The following is a 13,558-nucleotide window of genomic DNA, read 5'->3' on the forward strand; positions in this document are numbered from 1 at the left end:
GTTACGCGCGTCGCATCCTAATGGTCCAGTCCTTTCCTGGCGGGTTGTTATCAAATCGAGATATGAACCGGAGGCTTGTTGACGGGAATTCAGTCAGGAATTCACCTAATTACTACCTGCTGAATTGCCTCGGTCACGACCCGTGAGGTGCGGTGGCCGCGGAGCGCGCCGGAACGCGCCGGCACACGCCGGAGCCCCGCTGAAGGCGGTGCGAGGTCGGGTGAGTTCGACCGAAAGGTGTCGGTCGGTCCCGCAGGCGCGGGTGGTCGGCCCGCGGTTCACCCAGGGTCGACGAGGTGTCCGTCACGACGGGCTTCTCGGCGCGTGCCGCCGATGACGAGGCGGGCCGCCTCGTCGACGGTGACGTGCCTGCGGGCGTGATGCGTGGTCCGACGGACCGACGGAACTGCTGTCGACTGCGACCGAGCGGACCCTGGAGGGGCTGAAGCAGTGGCTGCGACTGTTCGCGGGCCCTGTGGACCGACCGTCCGAGCGCAGCGGGTACGGGGCCGGTCCCGACCGGACCCGGCCCGGTAGGGCGTGCCCGGTCGGAACCAGGTCGAATGCTCCGGGCCTTGCCGGCCCGCGCTGCCCGACACCGGACGACGCGGGCTCGGCCGACGAGATCGGAAAGAGACGGCCTAGCCGCCCTGGACGATGCTCAGGTCGATCCGGGCCAGACGCTCCGGGTCGGTGAGGATGTCGAGTGCGGTGATCCGGCCGTCCTGGAAGGTGAATGCCATGACGGACAGCGCCCGACCGTCCGCCATCGCCACCACCCCGGGAACTCCGTTGACCAGTGCCGGGTGCGCGGCCTCCGCGAACCGGGCGAAGGTGATCGCCTGGGAGGCGACCTCGGCGGCGCCGCGCCGGAGCAGCGTGGGACGGAGCGTGCCGCCGTCGGAGCGGGCCACCACATCGGGGTCGAGGACCGCGACGAGGGCGTCGAAGTCGCCGCCGCGCGAGGCGGCGAGGAAGGCGTCGACGATCGCGCGCAGGCGGGACCGGTCGGGGTCCGGGGCGGGCGCCGCGCCCTGGACGCGCCGGCGGGCCCGGCTCGCGAGCTGCCGGGTCGTGGCGGCGGAACGCCCCAGCACGGTGGCGATCTCGTCGAACGGCACGGCGAACAGGTCGTGCAGGACGAACGACAGTCGCTCCGCGGGGGCGAGGGTGTCCAGGACGACCATCAGCGCGATGCCGACCGAGTCGGCCAGCAGGATCTCCTGCTCGGGGTCGAGCCCGTCCGCGCGGCTGACGATCGGGTCCGGAAGGCGGACCTGCCCGTCCTGGTCGTGCAGGGGATCCTCGCGCCGGGTGCCGCGTGAGCGCAGCATGTCCAGACACACCCGGCCGACCACGGTGGTCAGCCAGCCGCCCAGGTTCTCCACCGCGGCCGCGTCGGAGCGGTTCAGTTTGAACCAGGCCTCCTGTACCGCGTCCTCCGCCTCGCTGAGCGAACCCAGCATCCGATAGGCCACCGCCCGCAGGTGCGAGCGGTGCTCTTCGAAGCGCTGCGCCAGAACTTCCTTCTCGCTCACCCGTACATCCCCGTGGTCCGATCCGTCAGTGCCGAGTCGGACGATAATCGACCGGGCAACGGACGTCGCCTGCATAAGGGTTGGGGACCCGGAGCTACCTCTGCGCCGAGGCTACGAGGAACTGGCGCAGGTCGACGACCTCGTAGCCGTCGGCCACGGCGGCGTCGACGATCAGGGGAAGGGCTTCGGCGTCGAGGACGACACCGGCGCCGTTGCTGCCGACGTGCATCTGGATGATCGCCCCGGGCGCGAAGGCGTCGACGGCCCGTTCGACGGCCTTGTCGACGCTCATGCCGCCCTGCGGGCCGAGGTAGCCGTTCGTGTCGGCGCTGAACTCGATCGCCGCGTAGCCCAGGTCGTTGACGTCCGCGATGGCGTCGGGGGTGGTGGCGCTGTAGGGGAAACGGAAGAACGGCAAGGGCTCGGTCCCGGCCGCCGCCCGGATGGCCTCGTCGGCGGCGCGTACCTCGTCGCCCCGCTCGGTGGTGCTCAGATTTCTGAAGTAGGGGTGGCTGTACGAGTGGTTGCCGAGTCCGTGCCCCGCGTCGGCGATGGAGCGCACGGCCGCGGGCCGGGCCTCGGCGAACGTGCCGGTCGGGAAGAAGGTGGCGGGCAGCCTCCGCCGGCGCAGTTCGGCCAGCACCGTGTCGATCCCGTCCACGTCCCAGGCGGCGTTGAAGGTGAGAGCCAGCACCTTGCGGGAGGTGGGCAGCCGGCGGATCTCGTCGCCCAGCAGCGAAGCCGGCGGGCGGGGACCCGCGGCCGGCCGGGCGGGGCGCGCCGGCGCCGGCGCGGCCGCAGCCGCGGCGGCCGGGGAGGAGGAGGCGAAGCCGGCGAGCCCAGCCGACCCCGCGCACAGCAGGCCCGCCAGCGCGGAGCGTCGTTCCACATCCACCACGGTCACTCCCCACGGTCGCGGCCGTCGACTCCGGCCTGCCACCGACTATGCGTCGGCACGGGCCGCGGCACCCGCAGCCGTGCCGGGGCACCCGGGTGATCTCCCCCCGGCCCGGAGCAGCCGTGCCCGCCCCTGACCGCCCGGCCCCCGCGCCCGCCCGGTCCAGGACGGGGCGGCCTAGGACGGGCGCCGTCGCAGGTGCGTCGTGAGGTGGTGCTGCAGCGGCTGTCCGACGGCGGCCATGTCGTGCACCACCGTCATCTCGCCGTTCTCGACCGTGTAGTGCCGCCGCGTGCCGGTGACCTCCTTGGCCAACGGCGTCAACGCCACGTCCTTGGTCTCGATCTCCACCTCCGGACCGGACACCCGCCCGACGTACGTCTCCACGATGCCGGTGGGGTGGGCCAGCACGACCTCCAGTCCGGCGTCGGGAGTCAACCGCCACCACCCGGCCTCACGGCCGGCTGGCCGCACCGGCGCCCCGGACGCGTCGATGAGCCACGCGCGTGCCTCGTAACGCAGGAAGGGGCGGCCGTCGTGGCTGAAGGTGATCTCCTGCTCGTAGCGGAAGTCCTGCTCGAGGGTCGGGTACTCGCCCCGACCCCGGCCGTGCCAACGTCCCAGCAGGTGCAGCACGGGCCGAAGCTGCGGGTGCGGCTCGGGGCCCTCACCGAGGACGTGGCTGTCGGGGTAGGGATTGTCCTGCACCGGCTCGAACATGGTCACCTTGTCTGTCTGCGAGTACCGCCGAATCCGCAGCTTAGGGGTGTCCGGTGGCGCGGGCGAGCCCGCCCCGCCCCCGACGAACGGGGACGGGGCGGGCGTTCAACCCGCCGTCACCGGGCGGGCAGGGCCGCCGCGACCGAGGCCGGAACCGGTGCGAGACCGGCCGGCCGGGTGGTGAAGGTGCCCCGGCCCTGCGTCCGGCCGCGCAGCCGGGACGCGTAGCCGAACAGCTCGGCCAGCGGTACAGCCGCCGTGATCACCGCGGTTCCCGCCTCGGCGGTGGACCCGCTGACCCGGCCGCGGCGGGCGGCGAGATCACCCAGAACGCCACCGACACCGTCCTCCGGAACCGTCACCGTGACCTCGACGAGCGGTTCCAGGAGCTCCATCGTGCTCAGCCGCAGGGCCTCGCGCAGCCCGAATCGACCCGCCGCGCGGAACGCCATCTCCGAGGAGTCCTTGGAGTGGGTCGCCCCGTCGGTGAGCGTGACCCGTAGCCCCGTCACCGGGAACCCGCCGAGCGGGCCCTCGGTGAGCGCGTCCCGGCAGCCGGCCTCCACGGCGCGCGCGTACTCCTGCGGTACGCGTCCGCCGACGACCGTCGACCGGAATTCGAAGCACGGTTCCTCCAGCGGCTCGACGTCGAGGACGACGTGCGCGAACTGGCCCGCGCCACCGTCCTGTTTGACGTGCCGGTGGACGAGGCCGTCGACCCCGCGTACGACGGTCTCCCGGTAGGAGACCCGCGGCCGGCCGACGACGACCTCCACCCCGTGGCCGCTGCGGATCTTCTCCACCGCCACCTCCAGATGCAGCTCGCCCATCCCCGACAGCACGGTCTGGCCGCTCTCCGCGTCGGACCGCACCACCAGCGACGGGTCCTCCTCGGCGAGCCGGGCCAGCGCCGCCGAGAGCCGGCCCGTGTCGCCGCCCGACCGGGCCTCGACGGCTACCGACACCACCGGTTCGGCCACCGACGGCGGTTCGAGGACCAGCGGGGCGCCCGGCGCGCACAGGGTCGTGCCCGCCCGGGCGGCCTTCAGCCCGATCACCGCGACGATGTCACCGGCCACCGCCTCCTCCCGTTCCTCGTGCCGGTCGGCCTGGACCCGCAGGATCCGGCCGACCCGCTCCGTACGGCCCGTGGCCGCGTCCAGTACCGTCGCGCCCTTGCGCAGGGTGCCCGCGTAGACCCGTAGGTAGGTGAGCCGCCCGGTGGCCGTGGCCGTCACCTTGAAGGCGAGGGCCGTGAACGGCTCCGCCGGGTCGGGGGCGCGGTCCTGCTCCACGCCGTCCTCCACCAAGCCCCGTACCGGAGGCATGTCGGCGGGCGACGGCAGGTAGGCGAGGACCGCGTCCAGCAGCGGCTCGATCCCGCGGTTGCGGTACGCCGATCCGCACAGCACCACGACACCGTCGCCGCGCAGCGTCAGCTCCCGCAGGGCCCGCACCAGGGTGCGTTCCGTCAGGGCGGAGGCCGAGCAGAACTCCTCCAGTGCGTCCGCGTGCAGCTCCGCCACGGTCTCCTCCAGGAGTCGGCGACGCCGGGCCGCTTCCTCGCGCAGGGGCTCGGGGACCGGTCCGACCTGGTAGCCGTCGGCGCCGGTCCGCCAGTGCAGGGCGCGCATCGACAGCAGGTCGACGACGCCGGAGAACGAGTTCTCGGCCCCGATCGGCAGCTGTACCACCAGGGGTACGACGCCCAGGCGCCCGCGGATGGAGGCGACGGCCGTGTCGAGGTCGGCGCCCGCCCGGTCCAGCTTGTTGACGAACGCGATCCGCGGCACACCGTGCCGGTCGGCCTGCCGCCACACCGTCTCGCTCTGCGGTTCGACCCCGGCGACGGCGTCGAACACCGCGACCGCCCCGTCCAGCACCCGCAGGGAACGCTCGACCTCGTCGGAGAAGTCGACGTGTCCCGGGGTGTCGATCAGGTTGACGCGATGGCCGCCCCAGGCGCAGCTCACGGCCGCGGCGAAGATGGTGATGCCGCGGTCGCGTTCCTGAGGGTCGTGGTCGGTGACGGTGGTGCCGTGATGCACCTCGCCCCGCTTGTGGATGGCACCGGTCGCGAAGAGGATCCGTTCGGTGATGGTGGTCTTGCCGGCGTCGACGTGGGCGAGGATGCCCAGGTTGCGGACGGCGGTGAGGGAAGAGGTGGTGCGGGGCTGCCTGTTGGCGCGCATGGCCCGAGGCCTTTCGAGTGTGCTGAGGAAGAGGGCGGCGCGATTCCCGGAAACCTGCTCCGGTCCTGGGTCCCCGGGCCCCTGGTTCTCGGTCCTCGGTCCCGCGTGCGGAGTCCGGCGGCGCCGCGCGGAGCGGCGTCGCCGCCCGGTCCGGAAGGAGTCGGGCAGGAGTCCGGCAGGAGGACGTACGGGCCCACGCGCCGGCGCGCTGGAGTGCTCACCGGCGTGCGGGAGGCAGGAGGGGACGGACGGAACCCTAGAAGGGGGTCACGGGCATACGGTGACGGCCGCGCAGCCGGCACCGCGCGCTACGAGACACCGGGATCACGTCGTACCGGGTCGGGGGAGCGGAGGCGGCGGTGCGGTGTGTGCGCATGGCCCGGCTCCCCTTCTCTTCACTCGGCATGAGGCGCGCGATGCCCTGTCGGCAGCGCGTACGCCGAGTCTAGTGATCGCATGCGGCCGGGGCACCGGGTTTTCCGGGCCCCCAAGGGGCGGGAGTTGACGCCGCGTCACCGGCGGCGGTGCGGCGACGCGGCGGTGTGCGCGGGTGATGTCCGTGAGCCGTGTGCGCTCCGCAGGCGGTCGAGAGCCGAGATGTCGGACGGGGCGTGTACGGTGAGTGATGTACTGCTACTGAAAGTAATCGCTCGGTTGCGTCCGTGGGAGTCGTCGTGTCCATGTTGCTGATCAGAGGGTCGTTCCGGGTGAACGGCGGAACCAAACCGGACGGGGACACCATCCCCTTCATCCCGGACGACGTGGCCGACTGGCGTCTCGTGCCCGGGTGCACCGGGGTCCTGCCCAAGGCGGACGGACGCGCCTCCGTACGCCTGGAGGGCATCGACGCACTGGAGACCCACTACACCAACGGCAGCTACGGGCCGGAGCGGCGCCAGCCGCGGAAGTTCGCCCACGAGGCCGCCGACGCGCTGCTGACCTGGCTCCGCTTCACCAGCATCGAGCGGCACGACGACGAGACGGTCACCACGGTCCCCGACAAGGTGCCCGGCTACATCCTCACCAGTGGCACCGACATGTTCGGCCGCTGTGTGGCCCTGGTCGGCCGCGGTGTCCCGCCCGCCTACAGCGGCTACCGGATCGACGTCGACAAGGAGAGGCTGGAGCGGACCGCCAATCACCACCTGCTCAAGAGCGGCCTGGCCTACCCGACCTTCTACGACGGCCTGTCCGCGGACCTGCGGGAGGTGCTCAGGGCCGCCGCCGTGGAGGCGAAGGAGGCCACGCCGCCGAAGGGGTTGTGGGCGAAGGACGTGACCGTGGAAGGGGCCGAGATCGACGGCATCTCCTCGATCACGGACGACACCGGTGTGGTGATCCTCCCCAAGCTGTTCCGTCGGCTGAAGGACTACTTCGACGCGGCCCCCGAGAATCGCTCACTGGCGGGTTTCCGCGCCTTCCTGGCCGGGGCCGGGGACAAGTTCCGCATCCTGCCGGACGGCGAAGAGCTCATGGGTCTGCACCGGGTGGTCGAGATCTCGCAGGATCAGGTCCTGCGGATGACCCACCCCAGCGAGGACCTCCTGTTCGTCAACGGGTGAGTGGGGCGCGGCGCCCGGGGCCACCGGCCCGGTCCACGCCGGCAACCCCCGTCCGGCCCGGCCCCGTCAGCGCCGGGGAGTCGTCGGCAGGCGCAGGACCAGCCGCGCACCCTCGGCGCCGCCCGCGCCGCCCGCGCCGCCCTCGGCCGTCAGGGTGCCGCCGTGGTGGGTGCTCAGATCGCGGGCGATGGCGAGGCCCAGGCCGGCGCCGCCGTGGTCGCGGCTGCGCGAGTCGTCGAGGCGCGTGAAGCGTTCGAAGATCCGCTCCCGGTCGGCGACCGGGATACCGGGACCGTCGTCGACCACCTCCAGCACCGCGGTACCAGGCCGCGTGCCGTTCGTGGTGCGCAGGGTGACGTCCACGCGTCCATCGGCGTAACGCTGTGCGTTGTCGACGAGGTTCGTGACGATGCGGCCGAGCCACAGCGCGCCGGCGGTGACCTCGACATCGGGTTCCAGACGCAGCCGTACGGGGACCCGGTCGCCGAGTCGGCCCTCCACCACCTCGCGCACGAGACCGGTCAGGTCCAGCGGGGCCGCGACCACCGGCTGGGCCGCGTCGATCCGGGCGAGCAGCAGCAGGTCGGCCGTGAGGTGCTGGAGCCGTTCGATGTCCTCCAGGGCCCCCGAGATCAGCTCGGGCCACAGCTCCGGGTCCTGGACGGCCAGCGCCACCTCCAACTGGGTGCGCAGGACCGTGATGGGGCTGCGCAGTTCGTGGGAGGCGTCGGCGATGAACTGCTGCTGGCGGATCCCCGAGGCCTCCAGCCGGTCGAGGGTGGCGTTCATGGTCTCGGCCAGCCGGGCGACCTCGTCGTGCGTGGCGGGCACCGGCACCCGGCGGTGCAGGCCGCGGTCGGAGATCTCGGCGACCTCCGCCCGGATCTCCTCCACCGGCCGCAGCGCATGGCCGGTGACCCGCCAGGTCACGAGGGCGACGGTGGCCAGCAGCAGGGGCATGCCGATGACGAGAGCGGCGGTGGTCGTGTCGTCGGCCGCGTCGGCGTCCCGCAGGGAGGCGCCGGCGTAGACGGTGGCCATGCCGTCCGGGGTCTCCGTGACGACCTGCACGACCCGCTGTCGGTACTCACCGTCCAGCGGGCGGACCCGCCACGTGTGGAACCGGGTTCCCGGAACGCCGGGAACGGTCGGCGGGAAGGCGGGCACCCCGGCCAGGTTCGGGCTGGCGAACAGGACGCGCCCGTCGGCGCCCACCACCTGCACGAAGTCGATGCCGCGGACCGGCGGCCGTGCGCGGCCCAGCTTCCCGGCGGCGGCGAGCTGCGCCACCGTCTCGGCCTGGCGCCGGGCGTCGTTCTCCGCGTTGCGGAGCAGGTTCGCCTCCAGCAGCCCGAGCAGGGCGAACGAGGCGAGCGCCAAGGCCACGGCGACCACCGCACTGGCGCCGACGGTCGCCCGCGCCCGTACCGTGGTCGGCCACAGTCGCCGCAGCACCGGCCACCGGCGCAGGATCGCGCCCGGGACCGCGCGCAGGGCGGCGCGCACGCGCTCAAGGTCACTCTCCCGGTCGCGGTCACCCTCGCGCTCGCCGTCGCCGTCCGGGTCGCGCTCGCGCGGGCCGGGGTGTTCGGCCATGGCCTCAGCCACCGTCGGCCGCCAGTCGATAACCTGCTCCGCGTACGGTCTCCACCGCGGCGCGGCCGAACGGTGCGTCGATCTTGCGTCGGACGGCGCTGACATGGACCTCGACCACGTTGGGATCGCCGTCGAAGGCGCTGTCCCAGACCTGTTCCAATATGTCCCGCTTGGGCACGACCTCGCCCGCGCGTCGGGCCAGGTACTCCAGAACCGCGAACTCCCGCGCCGTCAGCCGGATCTCCGTGCCGCCACGTGAACAGGAGTGCCGGGCGGGGTCGAGCAGCAGATCGCCGAACCGCATCACCTGCGGTCGTCGGCGGCCCGTACGTCGGCCGAGCGCGCGCAGTCGGGCGACGAGGACGAGGTAGGAGAACGGCTTGGACAGGAAGTCGTCGGCGCCGGTGTCGAGGGCCTCCGCCTCGTCGTACTCGCCGTCCTTCGCCGTGAGCATCAGGATCCCCGACTCGTTCCCGGCCGCGCGCAGCTTCGCGCACACCCGGTACCCGTTCAGTCCGGGCAGCATGATGTCCAGCACGATGAGGTCGTAGTCGTGCTCCGTGGCCATCCACAGACCCTGGGTCCCGTCGTGGGCCACATCCACCGAGAACCCCTCCGACTGCAGCCCTCGCTGCAGGGCCACGGCGAGCCGCCGTTCGTCCTCCACCACCAGTACGCGCATGTCGGACAGGATCTCAGGACCGCTCCGCGGTTGGCTGAAGAGGTCTTCAGGTGGCTTCAGCGGGGCTTCAGGTTCCGCTCAGCATGCTCGGGAACGAGCCGCGCCGCACCGCGCCCGGTTGTCCTGAGGAGTGCCTGTATGTCTGATTCTGTCCCGCCGTCCGAGCAGCCCGAGACCGCCGCCGTGACCACACCGGCGACCGCCCCCGAGGCCGGGTCCCGCAAGTCCGCGGCCCTGGGCCGCCTCGTCCCCGGCGGCAAGCGCGCCCGCTGGGTGGCGGCGGGCGCCGTCGCGGTGGTGGTCGTCGGCGGAGTGGCGGCGGTGGCCGCGGCCGGACACCACGACCGCCACATGCGCGTCGAGCGGGGTCCGCACATGGCCTGGGCCGGACCGGGCCCCGAGGGCGGCCTGCGGGGCGGCCCGCACGCCGCCGAGCCGCGGCACGACCGGGAGCAGGCCGGGCCCGGCCGTCCCGCGGGTTCCAAGTCCCCGGGGGAGCCGGGCCGTCCCGGTGGCGCCGAGGGGCGAGGCGGCTTTGCCAAGGAGGCCCCGGCGCCCGCACCCATCCCCTCCCTGGCCATCGGCGAGGCGGCCGAGAAGGCCGCCGCGGCCGTACCGGGCGGGAAGGTGGCGGGTCTGCGCGCGGTCGCGCAGGAGGGCGGCGGCAGCGCCTGGCTGGCCGTGGTCATCGGTTCGGACGGGGTCCGGCACGCGGTCACCGTGTCCGGCACCGACGGGACGATCACCAGCAACACCACCAAGGACCGCTGAGGCGCTCAGGGTCCGAGGCACTCAGCATCCGAGGGGCCCAGGGTCCGAGGGACTCAGCGTCCGAGGCGCCCAGCGTCCGAGGGACTCAGCGTCCGAGGCGCCCAGCGTCCGAGGGGCTCACGGTCCGAGGGACTCCGGGTCCTGGCCCTACGAGGTCATGGCGCGGCCCCCGATACCGGGGGCCCCGCCGAGTTGGCCCCGCCACCAGGCCTCCATCGCGTCGCTGTCCATGCCCGCCCAGGCCGGGGTCCGCTCGACCTGGGCGTGGCCCAGCCGGCGGGCCAGCGCGACCAACTCCCGTCCGGCGGCGCCACGGGTCTCCTCGTAGCCGCGCAGCAGTTCCTCGAAGGAACCGCTGCTGCGCCAGCCGTCGGCGAGGGCGGTGGCGTCCTGGAGGGCCTTCGCGGCGCCGCTCGTGTTGTGCGGGCGTACGACGCTCGCCGCGTCCCCCGCGAGCAGCAGCCGGTCGCCCGCGGTGCGCGTGGCCTCCACGTCGTAGATCGGCTGGACGAAGGTGTCCGCCGGCCCGGTCAGCGCGAGCGCCCGCCCCCAGTACGGCGGGAACTCGCGATCGAGCAACGCCGCCAGATGCTCGGCCAGCTCGGGAGTGAGGCCGCCCGGCGGGAAACTCGTCGGATCGCCCTGGCGCAGCTGCCCGTCCTGCGGCGCAGACGCGTAGAGCACCCAGTTCACCCGGGGTCCGGTCGGCCCGGGAATCCGGTAGATGACACAGGAACCGCCCGGGAAGCAGACCGTGGTCACCGCCTCCGGAGCCGAGTCCGCGAGGCCGCCGAGCTCCGCGAGCCGCGCCGCGTCGACGTTGCCGCGCCAGCACACGTAACCGGCGTACTGCGGCCGGGTGTCCGGACAGAGCGCCGCGCGTACCACCGACCGGTACCCGTCGGCTCCGACGACCAGGTCGTACCGCTCGACGGACCCACCCGCGAGCCGCAGCTCGACGCCGGCGGCCCCGGTTTCCGCGACCCCCGTCACCGCCGCCCCCTGCCGGTAGACCACCGAGTCGGGAACGGACTCCCGAAGGCCTCGCCAGAGCAGGCCCCAGTGGTAGGAGTAGAAGGGGAAGGGTTGCTCCCAGATCACCCGACCGCCCGCCCCGTGGGCATCGTCGCGCACCACCCAACGGCGCCGCTCCAGTCGGTGTGCCGCGATCCCCTCGGGCAGCGCGCCGCTCGCGCCGAGCTCGGCCGCCCGCTCGTCGTGGATGCACAGCCCGACGCCGCGGTCCTGCAGCCGCCCGCCCGTACGCTCCAGTACCACCACTTCACCGGCGCCCGCCCGTGCCGCCGCCGTGGCGACGGCGCAGCCCGCGATGCTCCCGCCGACCACCGCGATCGTTCCGCCCCGCATAGGACCCGCCTCCTGTCGATGCACTTCACCGCCCCGCCCCGCCCCGCCCCGCACCGGGCCGGGGTCACCCCGCTGAAGACCGTGCCGCCGGCGGAGTGGGCTGCGCGGAACCCTGGAGGGCCAGCGCGGTCAGTACGACCAACGAGTCCGTCCAGCCCAGGGGCGCGACGGCGGACGGCAGGCCGGCCCCGTTCACCGTTTCGGGGAGCTCGCCCAGCCCGTTCCGCTTCGACAGCACCCAGTCCAGCACCCGGCCCGCCTTCGCCGGCTCACCCGTACCGGCCCAGGCGAGCGCGAAGAAGGAGGTGCTGGCCGTCCACGCGTACGAACCCCAGCTGAAGGAGGGGTCGTTGCCGGGCGATACGCCGCCGTTCGGGAGCAGCAGCGCCCGGTAGGTGGAGTCCAGCGCCTCGCCGAGACCGGCCGGGGCGGCGTTGAACGGGGGCGCCATGAACGCCACCGCGCTGTCGCGGCCGTGCTCGCCGTCGACGGTCCGCTGGTACCCCAACGGGGCGAAGGAGGTGGCGATCGCCGCGGACAGCCGCCGGGCCGCCTCCCCCCAGCGCTCCGCGTCCGCGGTCGTCCCCAGCCGCGCGGCCAGGTCGGCCGCCGCGTTGAGCCCGGCCAGCAGGGGAGCCGCGGTCCCGATGTTGGCCGTCGTCGTGTCCAGTTCCCAGTAGTCCGGGGACGCCGGAGGCAGCCCGTCCGGGCCCAGGGAGCGAGCGGCGTGGTCGGCCGCCTCGCGCACCATCGGGTAGAGCGCGCGCAGCCGCTCGTCCCTTCCGTCGGCCGGCGCCGCCTGGTACCACTGCCAAGTCGCCCAGGGCACCCAGCCGTTGCCGTCCAGCTGCCACTTCCGCGCGTCCGGCGGCCCGCTGCCGTCCAGCTCGGTACGGGCCTCCCAGGTCCCGTCGGCCCGTTGGGTGAGCGCGTCGTAGCCCAGGATCCGGTACGCCTCCTCGTCGTGCCCGGTGGCGGCGAAGGCGGCCGCCGCGAACGCCCCGTCGCGGGGCCAGGAGTACTCCCACGCCGGCGCCCACGCCGCCGCGAAGGCCCCGTTGGGCTTCAGCAGCGCCCGCATCGACAGCAGGGCGCGCCGCGACGCTTCCCGCTGCGCGGCTGTGGCCCCCGGCACCCTGCCCGCCGCCAGCCACGCGCGGCTCTCCTCGACCTGCGCCAGCGCGCCCGGGTCGTCCGCCTCGACCACCGTCGACGCCGAGGCCCCGTCGGGCAGGTACCGCCACCGGCCGGAGGGCAGGCGCAGCACGTTGCTCCCCTCGACGTAGGAGGCGCCCACGGCGAAGGAGGGCAGGACGGCCTCGGTGGCGACCCGGTTGGTCAGCAACCCCGATGTCCGGGCGGCGAGGGCCGAGGTCGGTACGTAGCAGGGCTCGGTCTCGCCGCAGCGCTCGCTGCCGGTGGGATCGATGTGGAAGGCGAGCCGGGAGGTGTACGCGTGCCAGCCACCCCAGTACGCCCTGTCGTAGTTCCAGCTGGTCGACGAGCCGGGCACCGCGCGCGTGGTGCCGTACCAGGCGATCGGCCCGCTCTCCGTGGTGCTCGCCTGGAGGTGCAGGTAGTAGGTGTCGCCCGCCGTGACGGCGGCGCTCAGCGGGAATTCGACCCAGCCGGCGCCGGCGCCGCCGAGCGCCGCGAGGTCCAGGGTCGTCGAGGCGATCACCGACCCCGCGTCCGCGCGGTCCCGGCGGACCTGCGCGGTCACGGTTCCCGTCGCCGCCCCGCTGCCCAGCCAGACGCTCACCCGGGAGAGCCGGGTGCTGTCCACCGTGAACTCCTGGGCCGCCGCGTTGTTCGTCGCCTTCAGGCCGAACAGCGCGCTCTCGTGGTCGGCCTGGCCGTCGTAGGGCACGGCCGCCGCCGCGTGCGGGAGCGCGGCGGGCGCACCGGTCAGTGCCAGGCAGAGCACGCCGGGCAGCAAGGTCCTCGCGAACGCCATCTGTACAGCCCCTTCCTCCTCGACGGGCGCGCGGGGCCCAGGGGCCGGGGCGCCGAAAGCTGGACCCACCTTGCAGGCATCCGGCACCGGGAGGAGGGGAGTCGGGACGTGTCCCACCGGATCGGGCCGCAGCGACATCCGATCGTGTGACAGAAACAGCGGAGTGGGCCCGTTCGGGCGCATGCCGGCGGAAGCGGCGCTCGGCGGGCACGCCGGGGCGCGCGCGGGCGGACCGGGGCGCGCGACTGTGCGGATGCGCTTGCTCCGAAAGAAT

The 13,558-nt window shown here is 73.7% G+C and carries 10 protein-coding genes; 2 read left to right on the forward strand and 8 right to left on the reverse strand.

The features are described 5' to 3' along the window. Positions 1 to 641 precede the first annotated feature (641 nt). From BCL76_RS34585 to fusA, 4 genes are all read right to left on the reverse strand, one after another. Positions 642 to 1,538: a sigma-70 family RNA polymerase sigma factor gene (locus BCL76_RS34585; protein ID WP_109783340.1), complete on the reverse strand. Its 897-nt coding sequence runs from the start codon at positions 1,536 to 1,538 to the stop codon at positions 642 to 644. A gap of 94 nt (positions 1,539 to 1,632) precedes the next feature. After that, positions 1,633 to 2,427 carry a polysaccharide deacetylase family protein gene (locus BCL76_RS34590; RefSeq protein ID WP_258310079.1) on the reverse strand — a complete coding sequence of 265 codons (795 nt, stop codon included), beginning with the start codon at positions 2,425 to 2,427 and terminating at the stop codon, positions 1,633 to 1,635. 186 nt (positions 2,428 to 2,613) lie between these two features. Continuing rightward, positions 2,614 to 3,156 carry an FABP family protein gene (locus BCL76_RS34595; protein ID WP_109783341.1) on the reverse strand — a complete coding sequence of 181 codons (543 nt, stop codon included), beginning with the start codon at positions 3,154 to 3,156 and terminating at the stop codon, positions 2,614 to 2,616. A 116-nt stretch (positions 3,157 to 3,272) separates the two neighbouring features. Then, complete coding sequence (fusA, locus tag BCL76_RS34600; protein ID WP_109783342.1) at positions 3,273 to 5,348, reverse strand: elongation factor G; 2,076 nt, start codon at positions 5,346 to 5,348, stop codon at positions 3,273 to 3,275. Positions 5,349 to 6,028: 680 nt separating this feature from the next. Here fusA and BCL76_RS34605 point away from each other — a divergent pair. Continuing rightward, a complete protein-coding gene (locus tag BCL76_RS34605) occupies positions 6,029 to 6,910 on the forward strand; it encodes a thermonuclease family protein (protein ID WP_309136878.1) in 882 nt (293 codons plus the stop codon). Positions 6,911 to 6,976: 66 nt separating this feature from the next. Here the strand turns inward: BCL76_RS34605 and BCL76_RS34610 are convergent, their stop codons facing one another. Next, the gene (locus tag BCL76_RS34610) at positions 6,977 to 8,362 is read right to left on the reverse strand and encodes a sensor histidine kinase (RefSeq protein WP_109783385.1); all 1,386 of its coding nucleotides are present in this window, start codon (positions 8,360 to 8,362) and stop codon (positions 6,977 to 6,979) included. 148 nt (positions 8,363 to 8,510) lie between these two features. Then, positions 8,511 to 9,188: a response regulator transcription factor gene (locus tag BCL76_RS34615; RefSeq protein WP_109783344.1), complete on the reverse strand. Its 678-nt coding sequence runs from the start codon at positions 9,186 to 9,188 to the stop codon at positions 8,511 to 8,513. A 138-nt stretch (positions 9,189 to 9,326) separates the two neighbouring features. Between BCL76_RS34615 and BCL76_RS34620 the strand changes: the two genes are divergently transcribed. After that, positions 9,327 to 9,959 (forward strand): hypothetical protein, encoded by a 633-nt coding sequence (locus BCL76_RS34620; RefSeq protein ID WP_109783345.1) that lies wholly within the window; start codon positions 9,327 to 9,329, stop codon positions 9,957 to 9,959. A gap of 147 nt (positions 9,960 to 10,106) precedes the next feature. On the opposite strand, the gene BCL76_RS34625 is transcribed toward BCL76_RS34620, so the two are convergent. Both BCL76_RS34625 and BCL76_RS34630 read right to left on the reverse strand, forming a co-directional pair. Then, the gene (locus tag BCL76_RS34625) at positions 10,107 to 11,327 is read right to left on the reverse strand and encodes an FAD-dependent monooxygenase (protein ID WP_109783346.1); all 1,221 of its coding nucleotides are present in this window, start codon (positions 11,325 to 11,327) and stop codon (positions 10,107 to 10,109) included. A gap of 64 nt (positions 11,328 to 11,391) precedes the next feature. Next, positions 11,392 to 13,284 carry a hypothetical protein gene (locus tag BCL76_RS34630; protein WP_109783347.1) on the reverse strand — a complete coding sequence of 631 codons (1,893 nt, stop codon included), beginning with the start codon at positions 13,282 to 13,284 and terminating at the stop codon, positions 11,392 to 11,394. Positions 13,285 to 13,558 lie beyond the last annotated feature (274 nt).

Source organism: Streptomyces sp. CG 926 (assembly GCF_003148825.1).
GTDB lineage: Bacteria > Actinomycetota > Actinomycetes > Streptomycetales > Streptomycetaceae > Streptomyces.